19 protein-coding genes are annotated in these 15,775 nt (G+C 73.4%); 6 read left to right on the top strand and 13 right to left on the bottom strand.

Going from position 1 to position 15,775, the window contains the following annotated elements:
• Window positions 1-7: 7 nt before the first annotated feature.
• From ACQP0T_RS26820 to purM, 3 genes are all read left to right on the top strand, one after another.
• Complete coding sequence (locus tag ACQP0T_RS26820) at window positions 8-397, top strand: sterol carrier family protein (RefSeq protein ID WP_433870514.1); 390 nt, start codon at window positions 8-10, stop codon at window positions 395-397.
• Between the two features lie 130 nt (window positions 398-527).
• The gene (gene purF, locus ACQP0T_RS26815) at window positions 528-2,123 is read left to right on the top strand and encodes an amidophosphoribosyltransferase (RefSeq protein ID WP_433870513.1); all 1,596 of its coding nucleotides are present in this window, start codon (window positions 528-530) and stop codon (window positions 2,121-2,123) included.
• Window positions 2,124-2,221: 98 nt separating this feature from the next.
• The gene (purM, locus tag ACQP0T_RS26810; RefSeq protein WP_433870512.1) at window positions 2,222-3,328 is read left to right on the top strand and encodes a phosphoribosylformylglycinamidine cyclo-ligase; all 1,107 of its coding nucleotides are present in this window, start codon (window positions 2,222-2,224) and stop codon (window positions 3,326-3,328) included.
• 405 nt (window positions 3,329-3,733) lie between these two features.
• Here the strand turns inward: purM and ACQP0T_RS26805 are convergent, their stop codons facing one another.
• From ACQP0T_RS26805 to ACQP0T_RS26795, 3 genes are all read right to left on the bottom strand, one after another.
• The gene (locus tag ACQP0T_RS26805; protein ID WP_433870511.1) at window positions 3,734-4,366 is read right to left on the bottom strand and encodes a DUF305 domain-containing protein; all 633 of its coding nucleotides are present in this window, start codon (window positions 4,364-4,366) and stop codon (window positions 3,734-3,736) included.
• A gap of 68 nt (window positions 4,367-4,434) precedes the next feature.
• On the bottom strand, window positions 4,435-4,827 hold the full coding sequence (locus ACQP0T_RS26800; protein WP_433870510.1) for a DUF6153 family protein: 393 nt from the start codon (window positions 4,825-4,827) through the stop codon (window positions 4,435-4,437).
• A gap of 565 nt (window positions 4,828-5,392) precedes the next feature.
• Window positions 5,393-5,581, bottom strand: coding sequence for a DUF3073 domain-containing protein (locus ACQP0T_RS26795; protein WP_345356808.1), 189 nt, complete (start codon window positions 5,579-5,581; stop codon window positions 5,393-5,395).
• A gap of 223 nt (window positions 5,582-5,804) precedes the next feature.
• Between ACQP0T_RS26795 and ACQP0T_RS26790 the strand changes: the two genes are divergently transcribed.
• Window positions 5,805-6,674: a hypothetical protein gene (locus ACQP0T_RS26790; protein ID WP_345356811.1), complete on the top strand. Its 870-nt coding sequence runs from the start codon at window positions 5,805-5,807 to the stop codon at window positions 6,672-6,674.
• A 127-nt stretch (window positions 6,675-6,801) separates the two neighbouring features.
• Here ACQP0T_RS26790 and ACQP0T_RS26785 read toward each other — a convergent pair whose 3' ends face one another.
• The 5 genes from ACQP0T_RS26785 to ACQP0T_RS26765 all read right to left on the bottom strand — a co-directional run bounded on the left by ACQP0T_RS26785 (window position 6,802) and on the right by ACQP0T_RS26765 (window position 10,797).
• Window positions 6,802-7,587 carry a methyltransferase domain-containing protein gene (locus tag ACQP0T_RS26785; RefSeq protein WP_433870509.1) on the bottom strand — a complete coding sequence of 262 codons (786 nt, stop codon included), beginning with the start codon at window positions 7,585-7,587 and terminating at the stop codon, window positions 6,802-6,804.
• A 14-nt stretch (window positions 7,588-7,601) separates the two neighbouring features.
• Window positions 7,602-8,534, bottom strand: a complete 933-nt coding sequence (locus ACQP0T_RS26780; RefSeq protein ID WP_433870508.1) for an asparaginase — start codon at window positions 8,532-8,534, stop codon at window positions 7,602-7,604.
• Complete coding sequence (locus ACQP0T_RS26775) at window positions 8,531-9,091, bottom strand: RsiG family protein (protein ID WP_433870507.1); 561 nt, start codon at window positions 9,089-9,091, stop codon at window positions 8,531-8,533. Before ACQP0T_RS26775 ends, ACQP0T_RS26780 begins: the two co-directional genes overlap by 4 nt.
• A gap of 135 nt (window positions 9,092-9,226) precedes the next feature.
• A complete protein-coding gene (locus ACQP0T_RS26770; RefSeq protein WP_345356823.1) occupies window positions 9,227-10,369 on the bottom strand; it encodes a YgfZ/GcvT domain-containing protein in 1,143 nt (380 codons plus the stop codon).
• On the bottom strand, window positions 10,366-10,797 hold the full coding sequence (locus tag ACQP0T_RS26765; RefSeq protein WP_433870506.1) for a Fur family transcriptional regulator: 432 nt from the start codon (window positions 10,795-10,797) through the stop codon (window positions 10,366-10,368). Before ACQP0T_RS26765 ends, ACQP0T_RS26770 begins: the two co-directional genes overlap by 4 nt.
• 103 nt (window positions 10,798-10,900) lie before the next feature.
• On the opposite strand from ACQP0T_RS26765, the gene ACQP0T_RS26760 reads away from it, so the two are divergent.
• Window positions 10,901-11,749, top strand: a complete 849-nt coding sequence (locus ACQP0T_RS26760; RefSeq protein ID WP_433870505.1) for an aminodeoxychorismate lyase — start codon at window positions 10,901-10,903, stop codon at window positions 11,747-11,749.
• 47 nt (window positions 11,750-11,796) lie between these two features.
• Here the strand turns inward: ACQP0T_RS26760 and ACQP0T_RS26755 are convergent, their stop codons facing one another.
• Together ACQP0T_RS26755 and ACQP0T_RS26750 are read right to left on the bottom strand one after the other, a co-directional pair.
• Window positions 11,797-12,291: a DinB family protein gene (locus tag ACQP0T_RS26755; RefSeq protein WP_433870504.1), complete on the bottom strand. Its 495-nt coding sequence runs from the start codon at window positions 12,289-12,291 to the stop codon at window positions 11,797-11,799.
• Window positions 12,292-12,343: 52 nt separating this feature from the next.
• Window positions 12,344-12,985 carry an FABP family protein gene (locus tag ACQP0T_RS26750; RefSeq protein ID WP_433870503.1) on the bottom strand — a complete coding sequence of 214 codons (642 nt, stop codon included), beginning with the start codon at window positions 12,983-12,985 and terminating at the stop codon, window positions 12,344-12,346.
• A 228-nt stretch (window positions 12,986-13,213) separates the two neighbouring features.
• Here ACQP0T_RS26750 and ACQP0T_RS26745 point away from each other — a divergent pair, with 228 nt between their 5' ends.
• Entirely contained in the window at window positions 13,214-13,957 is a 744-nt protein-coding gene (locus tag ACQP0T_RS26745; protein WP_433870502.1) for a methyltransferase domain-containing protein, read from the top strand.
• 187 nt (window positions 13,958-14,144) lie between these two features.
• Here the strand turns inward: ACQP0T_RS26745 and ACQP0T_RS26740 are convergent, their stop codons facing one another.
• The 3 genes from ACQP0T_RS26740 to ACQP0T_RS26730 are packed head-to-tail and all read right to left on the bottom strand — an operon-like array spanning window position 14,145 to window position 15,772.
• Window positions 14,145-14,444, bottom strand: a complete 300-nt coding sequence (locus tag ACQP0T_RS26740) for a DUF1416 domain-containing protein (RefSeq protein WP_433870501.1) — start codon at window positions 14,442-14,444, stop codon at window positions 14,145-14,147.
• A gap of 17 nt (window positions 14,445-14,461) precedes the next feature.
• On the bottom strand, window positions 14,462-15,304 hold the full coding sequence (locus ACQP0T_RS26735) for a sulfurtransferase (protein ID WP_433870500.1): 843 nt from the start codon (window positions 15,302-15,304) through the stop codon (window positions 14,462-14,464).
• Window positions 15,305-15,337: 33 nt separating this feature from the next.
• Window positions 15,338-15,772: a DUF4395 domain-containing protein gene (locus tag ACQP0T_RS26730; protein ID WP_433870499.1), complete on the bottom strand. Its 435-nt coding sequence runs from the start codon at window positions 15,770-15,772 to the stop codon at window positions 15,338-15,340.
• Window positions 15,773-15,775: the final 3 nt, after the last annotated feature.

Raw genomic sequence — 15,775 nt, 5'->3', positions numbered from 1 at the left:
CTGGTCCGTGGCTGGACGTCGTGGGGTTTCCGCTGAGGAGGTGCGGGCCGCCGTGGTGGCGGTGGCGCCGTGGTTGCGCGGGGAAGCGGACCGGCCCGGCCGGGCCGAGGTGGCCGCCGCGGTGCGGCTGAGCCTGCGCGCGCTGGAGCAGATCGCGCCGGGCAGCAGCGTGGAGGTGCGGGTGCCGCCGTTCGCGGCCGTGCAGTGCGTCGAAGGCCCCCGGCACACCCGGGGGACCCCGCCGAACGTGGTCGAGCTGGACGCCCGGACCTGGCTGCTGCTGGCCACCGGCCTGCTGTCCTGGGACACCGCGACGGCCGAGGGCGCGGTGAGCGCGTCGGGCACCCGCGCCGACGTCTCGGCGTGGCTGCCGCTGGTGCGGATCGACGGATCGTGACCGTCCGGGCGCCCGAAGTGCCTGGTGGGCGCCGGTGTGAGACGCCCGCCACCCTGGAGGTGGCCGCCAGCGCCCGCTGCGCTGTTTACACTGAGGTGTAACTCCGGCTCCGTCCCCGAGGGAGTTTTCGGTGGTCACCGACCGGCCAGATCCGGACCTCGCACGCAGCGACCGCACCTCGTCCCCCGAGGCCGACCCCGTCGAACACGACGTCCCCCGCGATGAATGCGGGGTCTTCGGCGTGTGGGCACCGGGGGAGGAAGTCGCGAAGCTGTCCTTCTACGGGCTCTACGCCCTCCAGCACCGAGGCCAGGAAGCGGCGGGGATCTCCGTCGGCGACGGCTCGCAGGTGCTGGTCTACAAGGACCTCGGCCTGGTCAGCCACGTGTTCAACGAGCAGGTGCTGGCCTCGCTGCGCGGCCACGTCGCCGTCGGGCACGCGCGCTACTCCACGACCGGCGGCGGGAGCTGGGAGAACGCCCAGCCCACCTTCCGCACGATGGCCGGGGGCGGCGGGCTCGCGCTCGGCCACAACGGCAACCTGGTCAACACCGCCGAGCTGATGGCCCGCTCGGCCGAACTGGGCGCCGACGCCGTGGCCGCGAACTCCTCCTCGCCCGCCAACGGGTGCGAGCGCGCGACCAGCGACTCCGACCTGGTGTGCGGGCTGCTCGCCGCCGCCGCCTCGGACAAGGGCATCGAGCAGGCCGCGATGGAGCTGTTCCCGACCGTGCGCGGCGGCTTCTCCATGGTGTTCTCCGACGAGACGACGCTGTACGCGGTGCGCGACCCGCAGGGCGTGCGCCCGCTGGTGCTCGGCCGGCTGGAGCGCGGCTGGGTGGTGGCCAGCGAGACGGCCGCCCTGGACATCGTCGGCGCGTCGTTCGTCCGCGAGGTGGAGCCCGGCGAGCTGCTGGCCATCGACCAGCACGGGCTGCGCTCCCAGCGCTTCGCCAGCCCGAACCCGAAGGGCTGCGTGTTCGAGTACGTCTACCTGGCGCGGCCGGACACCGCGATCGCCGGGCGGTCGGTGCACAGCACCCGCGTGGAGATCGGCCGCAAGCTCGCCGAGGAGCACCCGGTGGACGCCGACTTGGTGATCCCGGTGCCCGAGTCCGGCACCCCCGCCGCGATCGGCTACGCGCAGGCCAGCGGCATCCCGTACGGCAACGGCCTGGTGAAGAACTCCTACGTGGGGCGCACCTTCATCGAGCCGTCGCAGACCATCCGCCAGCTCGGCATCCGGCTCAAGCTGAACCCGCTGCGCGAGGTGATCCGGGGCAAGCGCCTGGTCGTGGTCGACGACTCCATCGTGCGCGGCAACACCCAGCGCGCGCTGGTCCGGATGCTGCGCGAGGCCGGTGCCATCGAGGTGCACGTGCGGATCGCCTCACCGCCGGTGAAGTGGCCCTGCTTCTACGGCATCGACTTCGCCTCCCGCGCCGAGCTCGTCGCCAACGGGCTGGACAACGACGGGGTGCGCCGCTCGATCGGCTCCGACAGCCTCGGCCACGTCTCGCTGGACGGGCTCATCGCCGCCACCGAGCAGCCGCGCACCCGGTTGTGCGCGGCCTGCTTCGACGGGCAGTACCCGATCCCGCTGCCCGACAGCGACCAGATCGGCAAGTTCCTGCTGGAAGGCGTGGACGAGCGCGGCGTGTCCGGACCGGCCGAGCCCGTGCTCCCCAGCGGCTACGGCGCCGAGGACGCCGTGCGCCGCCCCTGACGGAGCCTCCCGCTCAACTCCGCCCCGCGCGTAGTGTGGTCCGTGCCACACGAGCTCGTGGCGGCGAACCGCAAACACCACCAGATGTGGAGTCAGTCGTGTCCGAAGACCTGCTCGCTGGGTCTGCCCAGAGCCCGAAGGCCACCTACGCGGAGGCGGGGGTGAGCATCGAGGCCGGGGACGCCGCCGTGGAGCGGATGAAGCCCTGGGCGCAGCGCGCCACCCGGCCCGAGGTGCTGGGCTCGCTGGGCGGATTCGCCGGCCTGTTCCAGCTCAAGCTGGACCGGTGGAAGGAGCCGGTGCTGGCCTCCTCCACCGACGGCGTGGGCACCAAGCTCGCCGTCGCGCAAGCGGTGGACGCGCACGACACCGTGGGCATCGACCTGGTCGCGATGGTCGTCGACGACCTCGTGGTGTGCGGGGCCGAGCCGCTGTTCCTGCAGGACTACATCGCCGTCGGTCAGGTCGTCCCGGAACGGGTCGCCGACCTGGTCAAGGGCATCTCCGAGGGCTGCGTGCGGGCCGGCTGCGCGCTGCTGGGCGGGGAGACCGCCGAGCACCCGGGCATGATGGCCCCGGGCGAGTACGACATCTCCGCCACCGGCGTCGGCGTGGTGGAGGCCGACGCGATGCTCGGGCCGGACAAGGTCCGCCCCGGCGACGTGGTGATCGCGATGGGCTCCTCCGGCCTGCACTCCAACGGCTACTCGCTGGCCCGGCACGTGCTGCTGGACATCGCGCGGATGCCGCTGGAGGGGCACGTCGAGGAGTTCGGCCGCACCCTCGGCGAGGAGCTGCTGGAGCCCACCCGGATCTACGCCAAGGACTGCCTCGCGCTCGCCGCCGAAGCCGAGGTCCGGACCTTCGCGCACATCACCGGCGGCGGGCTGGCGCAGAACCTGGCGCGGGTGATCCCCGCCGGGCTCACCGCCGTGCTGGACCGGGGGAGCTGGACGCCGGACCCGGTGTTCCGGCTGATCGCCCAGCGCGGCCGGGTCGAGCCCGAGGAGATGGACCGCACGTTCAACATGGGCATCGGCATGGTCGCCGTGGTCACCGCCGAGGACGTGGACCGCGCGCTGGCCGTGCTCACCGCCCGGCACGTGCCCGCCTGGATCCTCGGCGAGGTCGCCAAGCAACCCACCGTCGAGGGCGCGACCGAGGACGACCGCGTCATCCTCCGAGGCGACCACCCGAGGTTCTGAGGCCCACTCCCAGCGCGGGGCCACGCCCGCACCGACCCGGGTGCCCACCCGCCAGCGCGGGGTCGCCTCACCCGTCCGATACCTGAGTGAGGGGCACCCTTGCCCCAGTTAGGGGTCTTTTCAGAATGCGGCGGAGCCGCATGCGGTGAGGCACGCAGCTTGCAGCGCGGCCCGTGCTCGGACGTGACCGCTCAGCGGTCTTCTCGCGAGGACAGCGCCGACGCCGTGTACGTCGTTGGTACATCAGGAGGCGATCGGCGCAGCGAGGGGACCGCTGAGGTTCCGCCACCCGCACCGCCACGCAAATCATTGGCGAAAGCGGTCCTTACTGGGGCAAGGGTGCCCCTCACTCGCTTCCCGGACGAGTGCACCCCCGGCGGTGGGACCGCCGGGGGTGCGTCGGGCTCAGCGCAGGAGCGCGTTCATCTCGTCGATCTCGGCCTGCTGCGAGTCGATGATCCGCTGGGCCATCGCCCCGGCCTCCGGGTTCGCACCCTCGGCCAGCTCGGTCTCGGCCATCTGCACGGCACCCTCGTGGTGCTCGATCATCATCTCCAGCCACATCCGGTCGAACTCCGCGCCCCGCGCCTGCTCCAAGGCCGCCATGTCCTCCGGCGTCATCATCCCGTGCATGCCCTCGTGACCGCCGTGCTCGGGCATCGAGTGCTCCTGCGGCATCTGGTGCCCCTGCGGCGGCGCCGGGCGCCACTCCGCGAGCCAGCCCTCGAGCTGGTCGATCTCCGGCTGCTGGGCCGCGCGGATGCGCTCGGCCAGGTCGAGGACCTCGGCGTTGCCGGTCCGCTCGGGCACCATGTCCGCCATCCGGAGGGCCTGCTGGTGGTGCGGGATCATGCCTTCGGCGAAGGCGATGTCGGCCTGGTTGTGGACCGCCTGCCCGCCCTGCTGCGGCGCGGGCTGCTCGGTCCGGTGCTGCTGGTGGTCGGCGGGCGGCGGCGGGGTCTGCTCCCCACCGCATCCGGCGATCCCGGCCAGCGCCGCCGCGCCGAGCAGTGCGGCGGCGGTCGTGCGTGCGTGCATCGTGTTCTCCCTGCGGGTGCGTTGTGCGCTTGCGACCGGAGGGCCGGGGCGTCCCCGGCCAGGCTCCGTCACAGCCGGAGCACCCGCAGGGCGTAGACGGTGGGGGTGGTGCGCGCCGGAGGTCGCCGACCGGGGGCGCTCCCCGGGTGCTGCCTCGGACCCGGCAGCAGGGTGCGCGGGGCGCGGGGACGACGGCCCCGCAGCGCCAGCAGTCCGGCGGCGCCGATGAGGATGGCCAGGCACAGGTGCAGCACCGAGTGCGCGCCGCCGTCGTCGGCCGACTCGTCGGCCGGCTGGTGCGCGGCACCGTGGTGGGCCTGCGCCGACTGCGCGGCGACGGGCGGGGCCGGCTCGTGCTCGCCACCACCGTCAGCGCCGTGCCCGACCGGGAGCTGGTGCATCGCGACGACGCCGAACAGCACCAGTGCGAGCAGCACGAACCTGGCCGCGGCGCGGGGCACTGCCGACCTCCTCGGGCTCGGTTCCGGACAGCCGCCACCATACCCCCGCGGGGTAAAGCACCACGTCGGGACGGGCTCTCACCGATCCGGGTGACGGGTCCCGGGAATGCGGGCCCGGGCCCGCGCGTTGTGCTGGATGACCGGCGTGCGCGTGCCCCCGGGCTCCAACACACGCCTGCAGGGAATACCGTTCGGCTGGAGCCCTGCAGCGCCATCCGCCGAGAGGCGGCCCGCACGTCGGTCCCCACTTCTTCCCCGGCTCACCCGCCGAACGAGGACCGCTTTCGCCGCCCTGCGTGGCGGAGGCAGAACCTCAGCGGCGCCTCCTGATGCACCAGCTACGCACCCGGCGTCGGCGCCGCGGTGCCACGTTGACCTGGGCCGCGATGACGAGTGGCGCCACCGGTTGCCGGTGGCGCCACTCACGGCGGTCCTCCTCTATCGAAATGCCCGCGAACCTCGGCACTCCCGCCCGCTCGTGCATGTCGGGTCGAACAGACGCCCAGCGGCACACCCCCGCCCACCGGACAGCGCACCGCGCCGCCCGGTGGAGGGGGAGTGTGCGTCAACGCCGGTCGTAGTCGCCGTACCCGTCGTCGTACGAGTCGTCATCGCGGTCCTCGTCGGACCACTCGCCAGATGGACCCGAGGTGCCCAGCTCGCGCTGCAACGCCTCGATGTCCATGGCGGGGGAACTGTACTTAAGCTCGCGGGCCACCTTCGTCTGCTTGGCCTTAGCCCGGCCGCGCCCCATGGCTCGACCCCCTCGCACAGGGTGTGCGGGGCGGACAGGGGAATGTCGGCCCCGCATGATCTCGACAACTTTTCCTGTAACTACCGTACCGTGCCGAGGCGGTTCTACGCGACGTGGTGTCGGCTCGGAGGGGCGTGTCGTGGGTGACCTCGCACTCCGCTCCCGAACCGCCGGTGGCGGAGCCTGCCGGAGCGCCGGTCGGGGCTCATGGCACGATGCTCGTGTGCCTGAGCCGTTCGTCGCCTACCTGCGGGTGTACGAACCGCTGTCGACCTTCGACTCCCCGCTGCGCGAGCAGCTCGGCGCCGCGCTGCGGCGCGGGACGGTCGATCCGTTCGACGCGGGGAGTGTCGAGGAAGGGGTGTGGCTGCGCACCCAGGTGTCCGCGCCGCCCCAGCTCCTGCCCGGTGACGCCGTCGCCGAACCGGACGTCGGACCGGTCCTGAGCCTGGACCCCGAGCAGGTGCCCACCGCGCCCGCCGCCGCGGTCGGCCCCGGGCCCCTGGTCTGCCCGCTGGACCTGCGCGGTCGGTCCGCCGCTGCGCTCGTCGGCTTCCTCGGGTCGGCCGAGCCGCCGCTGCGCTCGGCGGCGCTGGCGGTGCCGGTGGACAAGGCGAAGGTCCAGGCGAGTTCCGTGGTCGCCGAGCAGTCCCGGGGCGCGGTGCACGTGCTGTCGTCGACCTGGACGGTGCCGCTGCCCTGGTTCGTCCTGGTCGACCCGACCGAACGCGTGGTCATCACCGAGGAGCGCCGCCGGGTCTGCTGGCGCGTCGCGATGGCCGACGCGCGGCGCCGCATCGCCCGCGGGCACTCGGTGTGCCGGAAGTCGATCGGCGAGGAGGGCCCGACCCGCATCCTGCGCGAGACCGGGCGCTGGCTGGAGCGGTTCCACCCGCACTCGGCGGTGGAACTCGACTACGGCGGGCTGGTCCAGATGATGAACGGCGGCGACTTCGACGCCGACACCTCCGCCGAGGACGTGCACGCCATCATCGACGCGATGGAGGCCGGGGACATGGGCGAGGTCGGCGAGCGCTACGAGGCGCTGCGGGACTTCTGGTCGGAGTTCGCCTCCCGCGAACGCCACAACTGAACCCACCCCGTCCGGGTTTGGTACATCAGGAGCGGCTCCCGGAGCGAGAAGGCCGCTGAGGTTCCGCTCCCGGCACCGCCACGCAGGCCATTCCGGAAGCGTCCTCGCTGGGGTGAGGGGTGGCCCGTCAGGGGTGGCAGCGGAGTTCGCCGTGGGGGACCGCGAACCAGCCGTCCGGGTCGTCGGCCCAGGTGCGCCAGGCCGCCGCGAGCCGGTCGAGCTCGGCGGGGTCGGACAGCCCGCGCCCCACGGCCTGCTCGGCCAGCGACGACCGCCGCACCCGGTCCGCCCACAGGCCGCCCCACCAGTCCCGCTCCTCGTCGTCGGCGAAGCACCACGTCGAGGCCGAGCAGCGCACCTCGGCGAACCCGGCCGCCCGCGCCCAGGGCTTGAGCATCCGGCCGGCGTCCGGGAACGCCCGGTTGCCGCGCGCGACCTGCCGGTACAGCTCCAGCCAGCGGTCCAGCCCCGGGTGCTCCGGCCACCACCGCATCCCGCCGTAGTCGGCGTCGCGCACCGCGACCACCCCGCCCGGGCGGCAGACCCGGCGCATCTCGCGCAGCGCGGCCACCGGGTCGGTCAGGTGCTGGAGGACCTGGTGGGCGTGCACCACGTCGAACGAGTCGTCCGGATGCGGCAGGGCGTAGACGTCGGCGACGGCGAACTCGGCGCCCGGGTGCTCGGCGCGGGCCCGCGCCACCGGCTCCGGTGCGTTGTCCACGCCGAGCACCCGGCCGGGCGCGACCAGCCGGGCCAGGTCGGCGGTGATGGTGCCGGGCCCGCACCCGACGTCGAGCACGTCGAGGCCGGGCCGCAGGTGCGGCAGCAGGTGCGCCGCGGAGTTCTGGGCGGTCCGCCAGCGGTGCGAGCGCAGCACGCTCTCGTGGTGGCCGTGGGTGTAGGTGTCGGCCATGCCGGGGCGTCCTCCTAGCCGACCAGCGCGTCGTCGAGCAGCCGGACCGCGCCGACCGGCGCACCGCCGCCCAGCACCGGTTCCTCGGCCAGCGCGTCCAGCGCGGGGCTGCGCACCCCGAGCAGCCGCAGCGCGCCCACCGCGACGGGCAGCCGCGCGCGGTCCGCCCCGTCGGCGATCTTGAGCGCCACCGCCGCGCCGTCGGGCAGGCCCAGCGCCATCACGCCCTCCGCGCCGATCTTGGTCACCAGCCCCGGCACCGCGCGCATCAGCTCGGTGTCGGCCCGGCCGGTGCCCGCCACCAGCCACGGGTGCGCGCGCATCGCGGCGGCGACCGGGTGGTCGGCCAGCGCCCCGAACATCCGCGCCAGGCCGGTGAGGCTCAGCGCGTGCAGCGGGGCACCGCAGCCGTCCACGGAGGACACCGCGATCGCTTCCCCGGCGAGCCCGCCGACGGCCTCGCGGATCGCCACCTGCACCGGGTGCTCCGGGGCGAGGTAGTCCGCGGTGGACCAGCCGAGCTGCACGCAGGTCGCCAGCATCGCGGCGTGCTTGCCGGAGCAGTTCATGGTGATCCGGCGCATCCCGGTCCCGGCGTGCGCGGTGCGGGCGGCCTCGCCCAGCGGCCAGTCCGGCGGGCAGCGCAGGTCGTCCTCGGTGAGGTCGTGCCGGTCCAGCAGGTCGCGGACCCGCTCCAGGTGCTCCTGCTCGCCGCTGTGCGAGGCCGCGGCCAGCGCCAGGTCGATCGGCGGCAGCTCCAGACCCGCGTCGAGCATCCCGGCGAGCTGCGCCGGCTTCAGCGAGGAGCGCGGGTACATCGGCGAGCCGGTGTCGCCGACCGCGAAGCGGACCCCGCCGTCCGGCCCGAGCACCACGACGGAACCGTGGTGCAGGCTCTCCCGGAGCCCGCTGCGGAGCACCTCGACGAGCGGCGCCGGTGCGGTCACGGCTGGTCCCTCTCGCGGGCCAGCAGCGCGTCCACCGATGCCGCGCCCTCCCGGTAGCGGCGGGCGATCTCGGCGTTGAGCCGGTCCACCACCTCCTGCACCTCGCGGCGCCGCGTCGACACCGAATCCTCCTCGGCGGTGTAGGCGGCCAGCGCGCGGTCCAGCTTGGCCGCCGAGAGCGAGGTCACATCGGACAGGTCCACATCGGAGACCAGCGCCTCGACGTGCCTGCGGTGCGCCTCCGCGCGCGAGGGCTCGGTGGTCTGGTGGCGGCCCGAACCGGCGGCCGGGCCCATCGCGCCGTCGGACAGGATCTGCACGAGCTGCTCGACGACCGACGCCGAGCCGCCGTCGCGCCGCCTGCGCTGCTCGGCGTGCACGATGTCGATCCGCGCGTGCAGCACCCGGCGGAGGTAGGACAGGTCGGTCTCCTCCTGCGCCGCCTCGTCGCGCAGCTCCCGGACCCCGCCGAGGTCGCGGTGCTCGATCCCGCTGGCGTAGTCCGGGGACAGCACCCTGTCGATGCGGCGGCGCCCACCCGGGCGGACTTCGATCACCTCATCAGCCTCCGGTCAGTCGTGGCGCGCTCGCCAGGAGCGGGCGCGACGCTGCCAGCATCCTGGCACAGCGCGGCGGTGCCGGGGGCGCCGCGCAACCCGGGCTGCGGCACTCGGCGCAGCGACCCGGGCCGATCAGCGCCCCCGCAGCCCCTGGGCCGCGACCCGGCCCGGCGGTTCGCCGGTGTCCGCCGGGACCGAGTCCGGGTCGACCGCGGCGGCCACCGCGCGCTCCTCGTCCCGGTCGCCGGCGACGAGCTCGCCGTCCACCGGCGCCGAGCGCTTGAGCAGCGCCAGCGCCACCGGACCGAGCTCGTGGTGCAGCACCACGCTGCCGACCCGGCCGACGCGGCGGTCGCCGTGCCACACCGGGTCGCCGGTCTCCGGCCGGACCTCCACCGAGCCGTCCAGGTGCAGCAGCACCATGCGGCGCGGCGGTTTGCCGACGTTGTGCACCTTGGCGACGGTCTCCTGACCCCGGTAGCAGCCCTTGGCGACGTGCGCGGCCACGTGCACCCAGCCCAGCTCGTGCGGGATCGCGCGCTCGTCGGTGTCCGGCCCCACCCGGGGGCGCAGCGCCTCGACCCGCAGCGCCTCGTAGGCGAGCGTGCCGGACGGGCGCACGCCCGCGTCGGTGAGCTGGAGCCACCGCTCGACCAGCGACTCCCGGGGCACCACCAGGTCGAACGAGGGCAACGCGCCCAGCGGCACGTTCCGCGCGAAGCCGCCGCCGGGCAGCCCGACCACCTCGTAGGGCTCGGCGGGCACAGGACCGAACCCGGCCAGGATCCCCGCGGCGTCCGGGCCGATCACGCTGAGCACCGCGAACTCCGCGGTGGCGTCGCGGGGCTCGACCGCCGACCAGAACCGCATCGCCTCCAGGTACTCGGCGATCGGCTGGCTGCCGCCCTCGCCCATGCTGGGCAGCGCGCTGCTGGCCCGCGCGCCGCGCTCGGTGTCGAGGTAGACCACGCCGTCGTGGTGGGCGACGAGCAGGTGGCAGTCGATCCGGCCCTGGCTGTCCAGCACCAGCGCCTCGGTGCCCCGGCCCTCGGGCAGCTCGGTGAGGTGCTGGGAGAGCACCAGGTGCAGCCAGCTCAGCCGCTCGTCACCGGGCACCGCGAGGACCTCGCGGTGCGAGCGGTCCACGACCACGGCTGAGCGGGCGGCGGAGCGCTGCTCGGCGAACGGGTCGCCGAAGTGCCACGGCACGCCGACATCGAGGTCGGCGTCCGGCGCGGGGACCGCTCCGGGCAGCTCCAGCAGGGGTGAACTCATCGAGGCTCCTCGGCGTCGTGGCAGTCGCGGCAGGTGCCGGACAGGGCGAGGTGGCTGGGATCCAGGACGAACCCGTGCTGCGCCCGCAGCGCCGCGCCGAGCTCGTCGAGCTCCTCGGTGGGGATCTCGACGATCCCGCCGCAGCGGTGGCAGGCCAGGTGCACGTGCTCGTGCTCCTGCGCCGAGTACGTCGGGGCGCCGTGGCCCAGGTGGGTGTGCCGGACCAGCCCGAGCTCCTCCAGCAGGTCCAGCGCCCGGTAGACGGTGGTGATGTTGACCGGTGCGGCCGTGCCGCGCACCCGGTTGCACACCTGCTCCGGGGTGGCGTGGCCCAGTTCGCGCACCGCGTCGAGCACCAACTGCCGCTGCGGCGTCATCCGCAGGCCCCGCTGGTGCAGGGTGCTGCGCAGCGATCCCTGGTCGCTCAATGCCCGCTCCTGTGGTCGGTTTGCTCCCTCGATCGTAACGCCGTCGCCACCCCCGCCCGGCCCAGCGGCGCGGCCCCGGCGCACCGGGTTCTACGCTGCTGGCATGCGTGTACTGGCACTCCTGGACGGAACCCTGGTCGATCCGGAGGCGCCGCTGCTGCGCGCCGACGACCTGGCGGTGACCCGAGGCGACGGTGTGTTCGAGACCATCCTGGTGGTCGACCGCGCACCCCGTGAACTCGGGCCGCACCTGGACCGGATGGAGCAGTCCGCGTCGATGCTGTCGCTGCCGCTGCCCGAGCGCGCCGGCTGGGAGCGCGCGGTGCGCGCGGTGATCGACGCCTGGCCGTGGGACACCGAGCGGGAGCTGGCGCTCAAACTGGTGTGCAGCCGCGGCGTGGACGGCGGCGACGGCACCCCCTCGGCGTTCGCGATGGGGATGCAGGTGGGCGAGAGGACCCGGCGGCTGCGCGCCGAGGGCGTCGACGCCATCACCCTCGACCGCGGCTTCGCCCCGGACCTGCGGCAACGCGCGCCGTGGCTGCTGCTGTCCGCCAAGACGCTGTCCTACGCGGTGAACATGGCCGCGATGCGGGAGGCCGAAGCGCGCGGCGCGGACGAGGTGCTGTTCACCGCCACCGACGGCTCGGTGCTCGAAGGCCCCACGTCGACCGTGGTGCTGGCGCGCGGTCGCACCCTGGTCACCACCCCGCCGAGCTCCGGCATCCTCCGGGGCACCACCCAGGGCGCGCTGTTCCGCGCGGCGGAGGCGGCGGGCTGGACCACCGAGACCCGCCTGTTCCCGGTGGACGAGCTGTTCGAGGCCGACGGCGTGTGGCTGGCCTCCAGCGTGCGGCTGGTCACCCAGGTGCGGACGGTGGACGGCAAGCCGGTCGCCGTCGATCCCGACCTGCACGCCGAGCTCCTCGGGCTCTACGAGTCGAACTACTAGCGGGTTCCTCGGGTGTCGAACGGGCGAGCTGCGCGTTCCGCGCGGGTTCAGCCCATCGTCTTCTGGCCGTCGAGCGCCTCGCGGATGATGTCGGCGTGCCCGGCGTGCTGGGCGGTCTCGGCGAGGACGTGCGCCACCACCCGGCGCGGCGTCCAGGACGTGCCCTCCTCGAACCAGGGCGCGGGCGGCAGCGGTCGCGCCGCGTCGAGGTCGGTGGTGGCGATCAGCTCGTCGGTGCGGCGGGCCACCTCGGCGTAGGCGTCGAGCAGCCCGGCGAGGGTCTCCGCCTCGCCCAACTCGAACTCCGCCGCACCGGCGGCGAGCTTCTCGGCCGAGAAGGCGTCCTCGGGCAACCCGCGCTCGATGAAGTCGGTCCACTGGCGCTCGACCGCGGTGACGTGCTTGATCAGCCCGCCGAGGGTCAGCTCGCTGGGCGTGGTGCGCCGCCGGGCCTGCTCGTCGGTCAGGCCCTCGACGGTGTGCCGGAAGAGCTGCCGGTGCAAGGCCAGGGCGTCGAGCAGGTCGGTGCGTTCGCGGGTCATGGTGGCGCTCCGTTCGGTCGTGGGAGACGAACGTAGCGCCGGGGACCGACGCTCAGCCGGCGACGCGGTCGAGCTTGGCCGACAGCCGGGGCTGCAACTCGTGCTCGGCGGTGGCGCGCTCCTCGACGTAGGCCAGCGCGCCGTCCACGACCCCGTAGAGCCGGTTGGCCGCGGTCACGTCGTCGCCGGTGGGGGTGCGCAGCACCGCGTCGGTGCCGAACTCCCAGGTGGTCTGGTTGCGCGGGGAACCGAAGAACATCTCGATCACGCCGGCCTCGTGCACCAGCAGCAGTTCGATGGTGTCGTCGGCCTGCGGGCGCCAGAAGCCGTACTCGCGGAAGGCCGGGCCGACCACCGAGCCGCCTTCGCCGTCGAGGCGCCAGGCGCGGCTCTCGTAGACCAGGAAGGGGCGGCCGTCGTGCGCCAGCGTGATCTGCTGGACGAAGCGGTAGGGCTCCGGCAGCGACGGGTGGTTCGCCTCGCCCTCGCCCCGCCACACGCCGACCAGCGGCAGCAGGGACAGGCAGGCGTCGTTCAGGTCCGGGCCGAGGCGCAGGTTGGCGGTGTCGCCGGCGCCGGGCAGGTCGTCGAGCTCCGGGACGTTGCGGTGCCGGGTGAGCTCGGCGCGTTCAGCAGCGGCCTGGACGGCGGCGTCGCCGCTGCCCGGGACCGGTTCGTTGGGCGTGGCAGTCATCGCCCAGCAGCGTACCTACCTGGACCGGTCAGTCGTTGTGCAGCCGGTACACCACGTAGCAGGCGAACCAGATCGTGGCCAGCGCGGCGATCCCGACGAGGGTGACGAGGCCGTAGTGCAGGAAGTCGATGAGTGTCACGGGCAAAGGATAACCACCGGCCGACCCCCGTGGGGTGTGGCGTCGGGCATGATTCCCCCGTCGGCCACCACCCACCGGACGGGGAGCAGATGGACTTCGAGACGTTGCGCGAACGGGCCTTGGCCTTCCGGGAGGACCTGCTGGCGCGCAAGGAGCGGATCGCGCCCGAGGACTTCGACTGGTACCCGTACGACACGATGGCCAACGTGCTGCACCTGGACGCGCTGCTGTCCGGGCCGAACCGGTCGGTGTTCGACTCGGTCGCGGGCACCCGGATCGCCGACTTCGGTGCCGCCGACGGTGACTTCGGGTTCTTCCTGGAGGCCGAGCTCGGCTGCGGGGTGGACATCGTCGACCACGCCCCGACGAACTTCAACGGCCTGCGCGGCGCCCGGCGGCTGGTCGAGGAGCTGCCGTCGAAGGCCGAGGTGCACGAGGTCGACCTCGACACCCAGTTCCGGATGCCCGCGCAGCACTACGGCGCGGTGTTCTTCCTCGGCCTGCTCTACCACCTGAAGAACCCGTTCTACGTGCTGGAGCAGCTCGCCCGGCACGCCGACCTGTGCTTCCTGTCCACCCGCGTCGCCCAGCTCGCCCCGGACCGCACCACGCAGCTGAAGGACCAGCCGGTCGCCTACCTGCTGCACCCCAGCGAGGCCAACGACGACGCGACGAACTTCTGGATCTTCAGCGAGGCCGGGCTCAAGCGGCTGTTCGAGCGCACCGGCTGGGAGGTCCTGGACTTCACCACCGTCGGCTGCACCGAGGGCTCGGACCCCAGCGCCCAGGACCGCGACGAACGGGCCTTCGCCCTGCTCCGCTCCCGCGCCTGACGTCACCCGCCGGGACATGAGTGAGGGGCACCCTTGCCGAAGTCACTTGGACAAGGGAGCCCCTCACCTACCTCAACTTCACCCGAGAGTGTGGTGAGTGAGGGGCGCATTCATCCGGGTATGTCGGATGAAGGCGCCCCTCACCTGGGAGTTCACCCGGGCGGGTGGTCTCGGGTCCGGTGGGTCGTCAGGCTACGGCGATGTCGACCGCGTGGACGCCCGGTCCGGCGGCGGCCACCTCGGCCTGGCCCTTGCCGTCGCGGTGCAGGGCGCGGACGGTCCACTCGCCCGGCGCCGCGTAGAACCGGAAGTCACCGCCCTCGGCGGAGACGACCTCCGCGGTGAACTCGCCGTCGGCGTCCAGCAGGCGGACGAAAGCGCCGCCGACCGGCTGGTCGCCCGAGCGCACCGTGCCCTTCAGCACGACCTGGTCGGTGTCCTCGGCCACGGGCGCGGCCGACTGCTGCGGTGCTCCGCATCCACTCATGCTCAAACTCCTCGCCTTCAGCCCTTCTCGGAGGGGTTCTCGATCGGCACGCCGACCAGCGAGCCGTACTCGGTCCAGGAACCGTCGTAGTTCTTGACGTCCTGGTGGCCGAGCAGTTCGCGCAGCACGAACCAGGTGTGCGACGAGCGCTCGCCGATCCGGCAGTAGGCGATGGTCCGCTTGCCCTCGTCGAGGCCCGCGTCGCCGTAGATCTGCTTCAGCTCGTCGTCGGACTTGAAGGTGCCGTCCTCGTTCGCGGCCTTGCTCCACGGCACGTTGATCGCGCTGGGGATGTGGCCGCCGCGCTGCGCCGCCTCCTGCGGGAGGTGCGCCGGGGCCAGCAGCTTGCCGGAGAACTCGTCGGGCGAGCGCACGTCGACCAGGTTCTTGGTGCCGATCGCGTCGACGACCTCGTCGCGGAACGCGCGGATCGAGGTGTCGGGCTCCTGCGCGGTGTACCGGGCGGCGGGCCGCTCCGGCTCGTCCTTGGTCAGCTCCCGGCCGTCGAGCTCCCACTTCTTGCGCCCGCCGTCGAGCAGCTTGACGTCGGAGTGGCCGTAGAGCTTGAAGTACCAGTACGCGTAGGCGGCGAACCAGTTGTTGTTGCCGCCGTAGAGCACCACCGTGTCGTCGTTGCCGATGCCCTTGGCGGACAGCAGCTCTTCGAAGCCCACGCGGTCGACGAAGTCGCGGCGCACGTGGTCCTGGAGCTCGTTCTTCCAGTCGATCTTGACCGCGCCCGGGATGTGGCCGCCGTCGTAGGCGGTGGTGTCCTCGTCCACCTCGGCGAACACCACGCCGGGGGTGTTCAGGTTCTCCTCGGCCCACTCGGTGGAAACCAGGACGTCTGCACGGCTCATCGAGCGACTCCTTCTTCGTTGTTCATCCGTCGATCACGGTGTTCCCGCGGGCCGCACCCGCCGGAACACCAGGTAGAGCTGGCAGCCGAGGCAGTAGCCGAAGGCCGCGTTGAGCAGCGCCGCCACCAGCGCCAACGCGTTGGCGACCAGGCCGAACGCGGTCCACCCGGCCGCGTAGCCGATCGTCGCCGCCACGGCGAAGCAGAACCCCACTCCCTGCGAGAACCGCACCGGCGAGGCGTCCTCGCGCTCCTCGGGCGGCAGTTCCGGGAGCCTGGGCCGCACCGCCCGCCGGTACATGTACCCCCACGGGTTGGTCCGCATCCCCACGAAGGCGCACAGGGCGAACAGCGCGGTCTGCGCCGCGAGGACCCGCCAACTGGTGGTGATCAGGCCGAGCGCGAGCACGGCGCTGGTGACCGCGGCGGTGAACCGCACACCGCGGGGATCGACCGTTCCGGCAGACATGGG

It is taken from the genome of Saccharopolyspora sp. CA-218241 (assembly GCF_050954615.1).
Taxonomy (GTDB): domain Bacteria; phylum Actinomycetota; class Actinomycetes; order Mycobacteriales; family Pseudonocardiaceae; genus Saccharopolyspora; species Saccharopolyspora cebuensis.
This window is presented reverse-complemented; position numbering and strand designations above follow the sequence as displayed.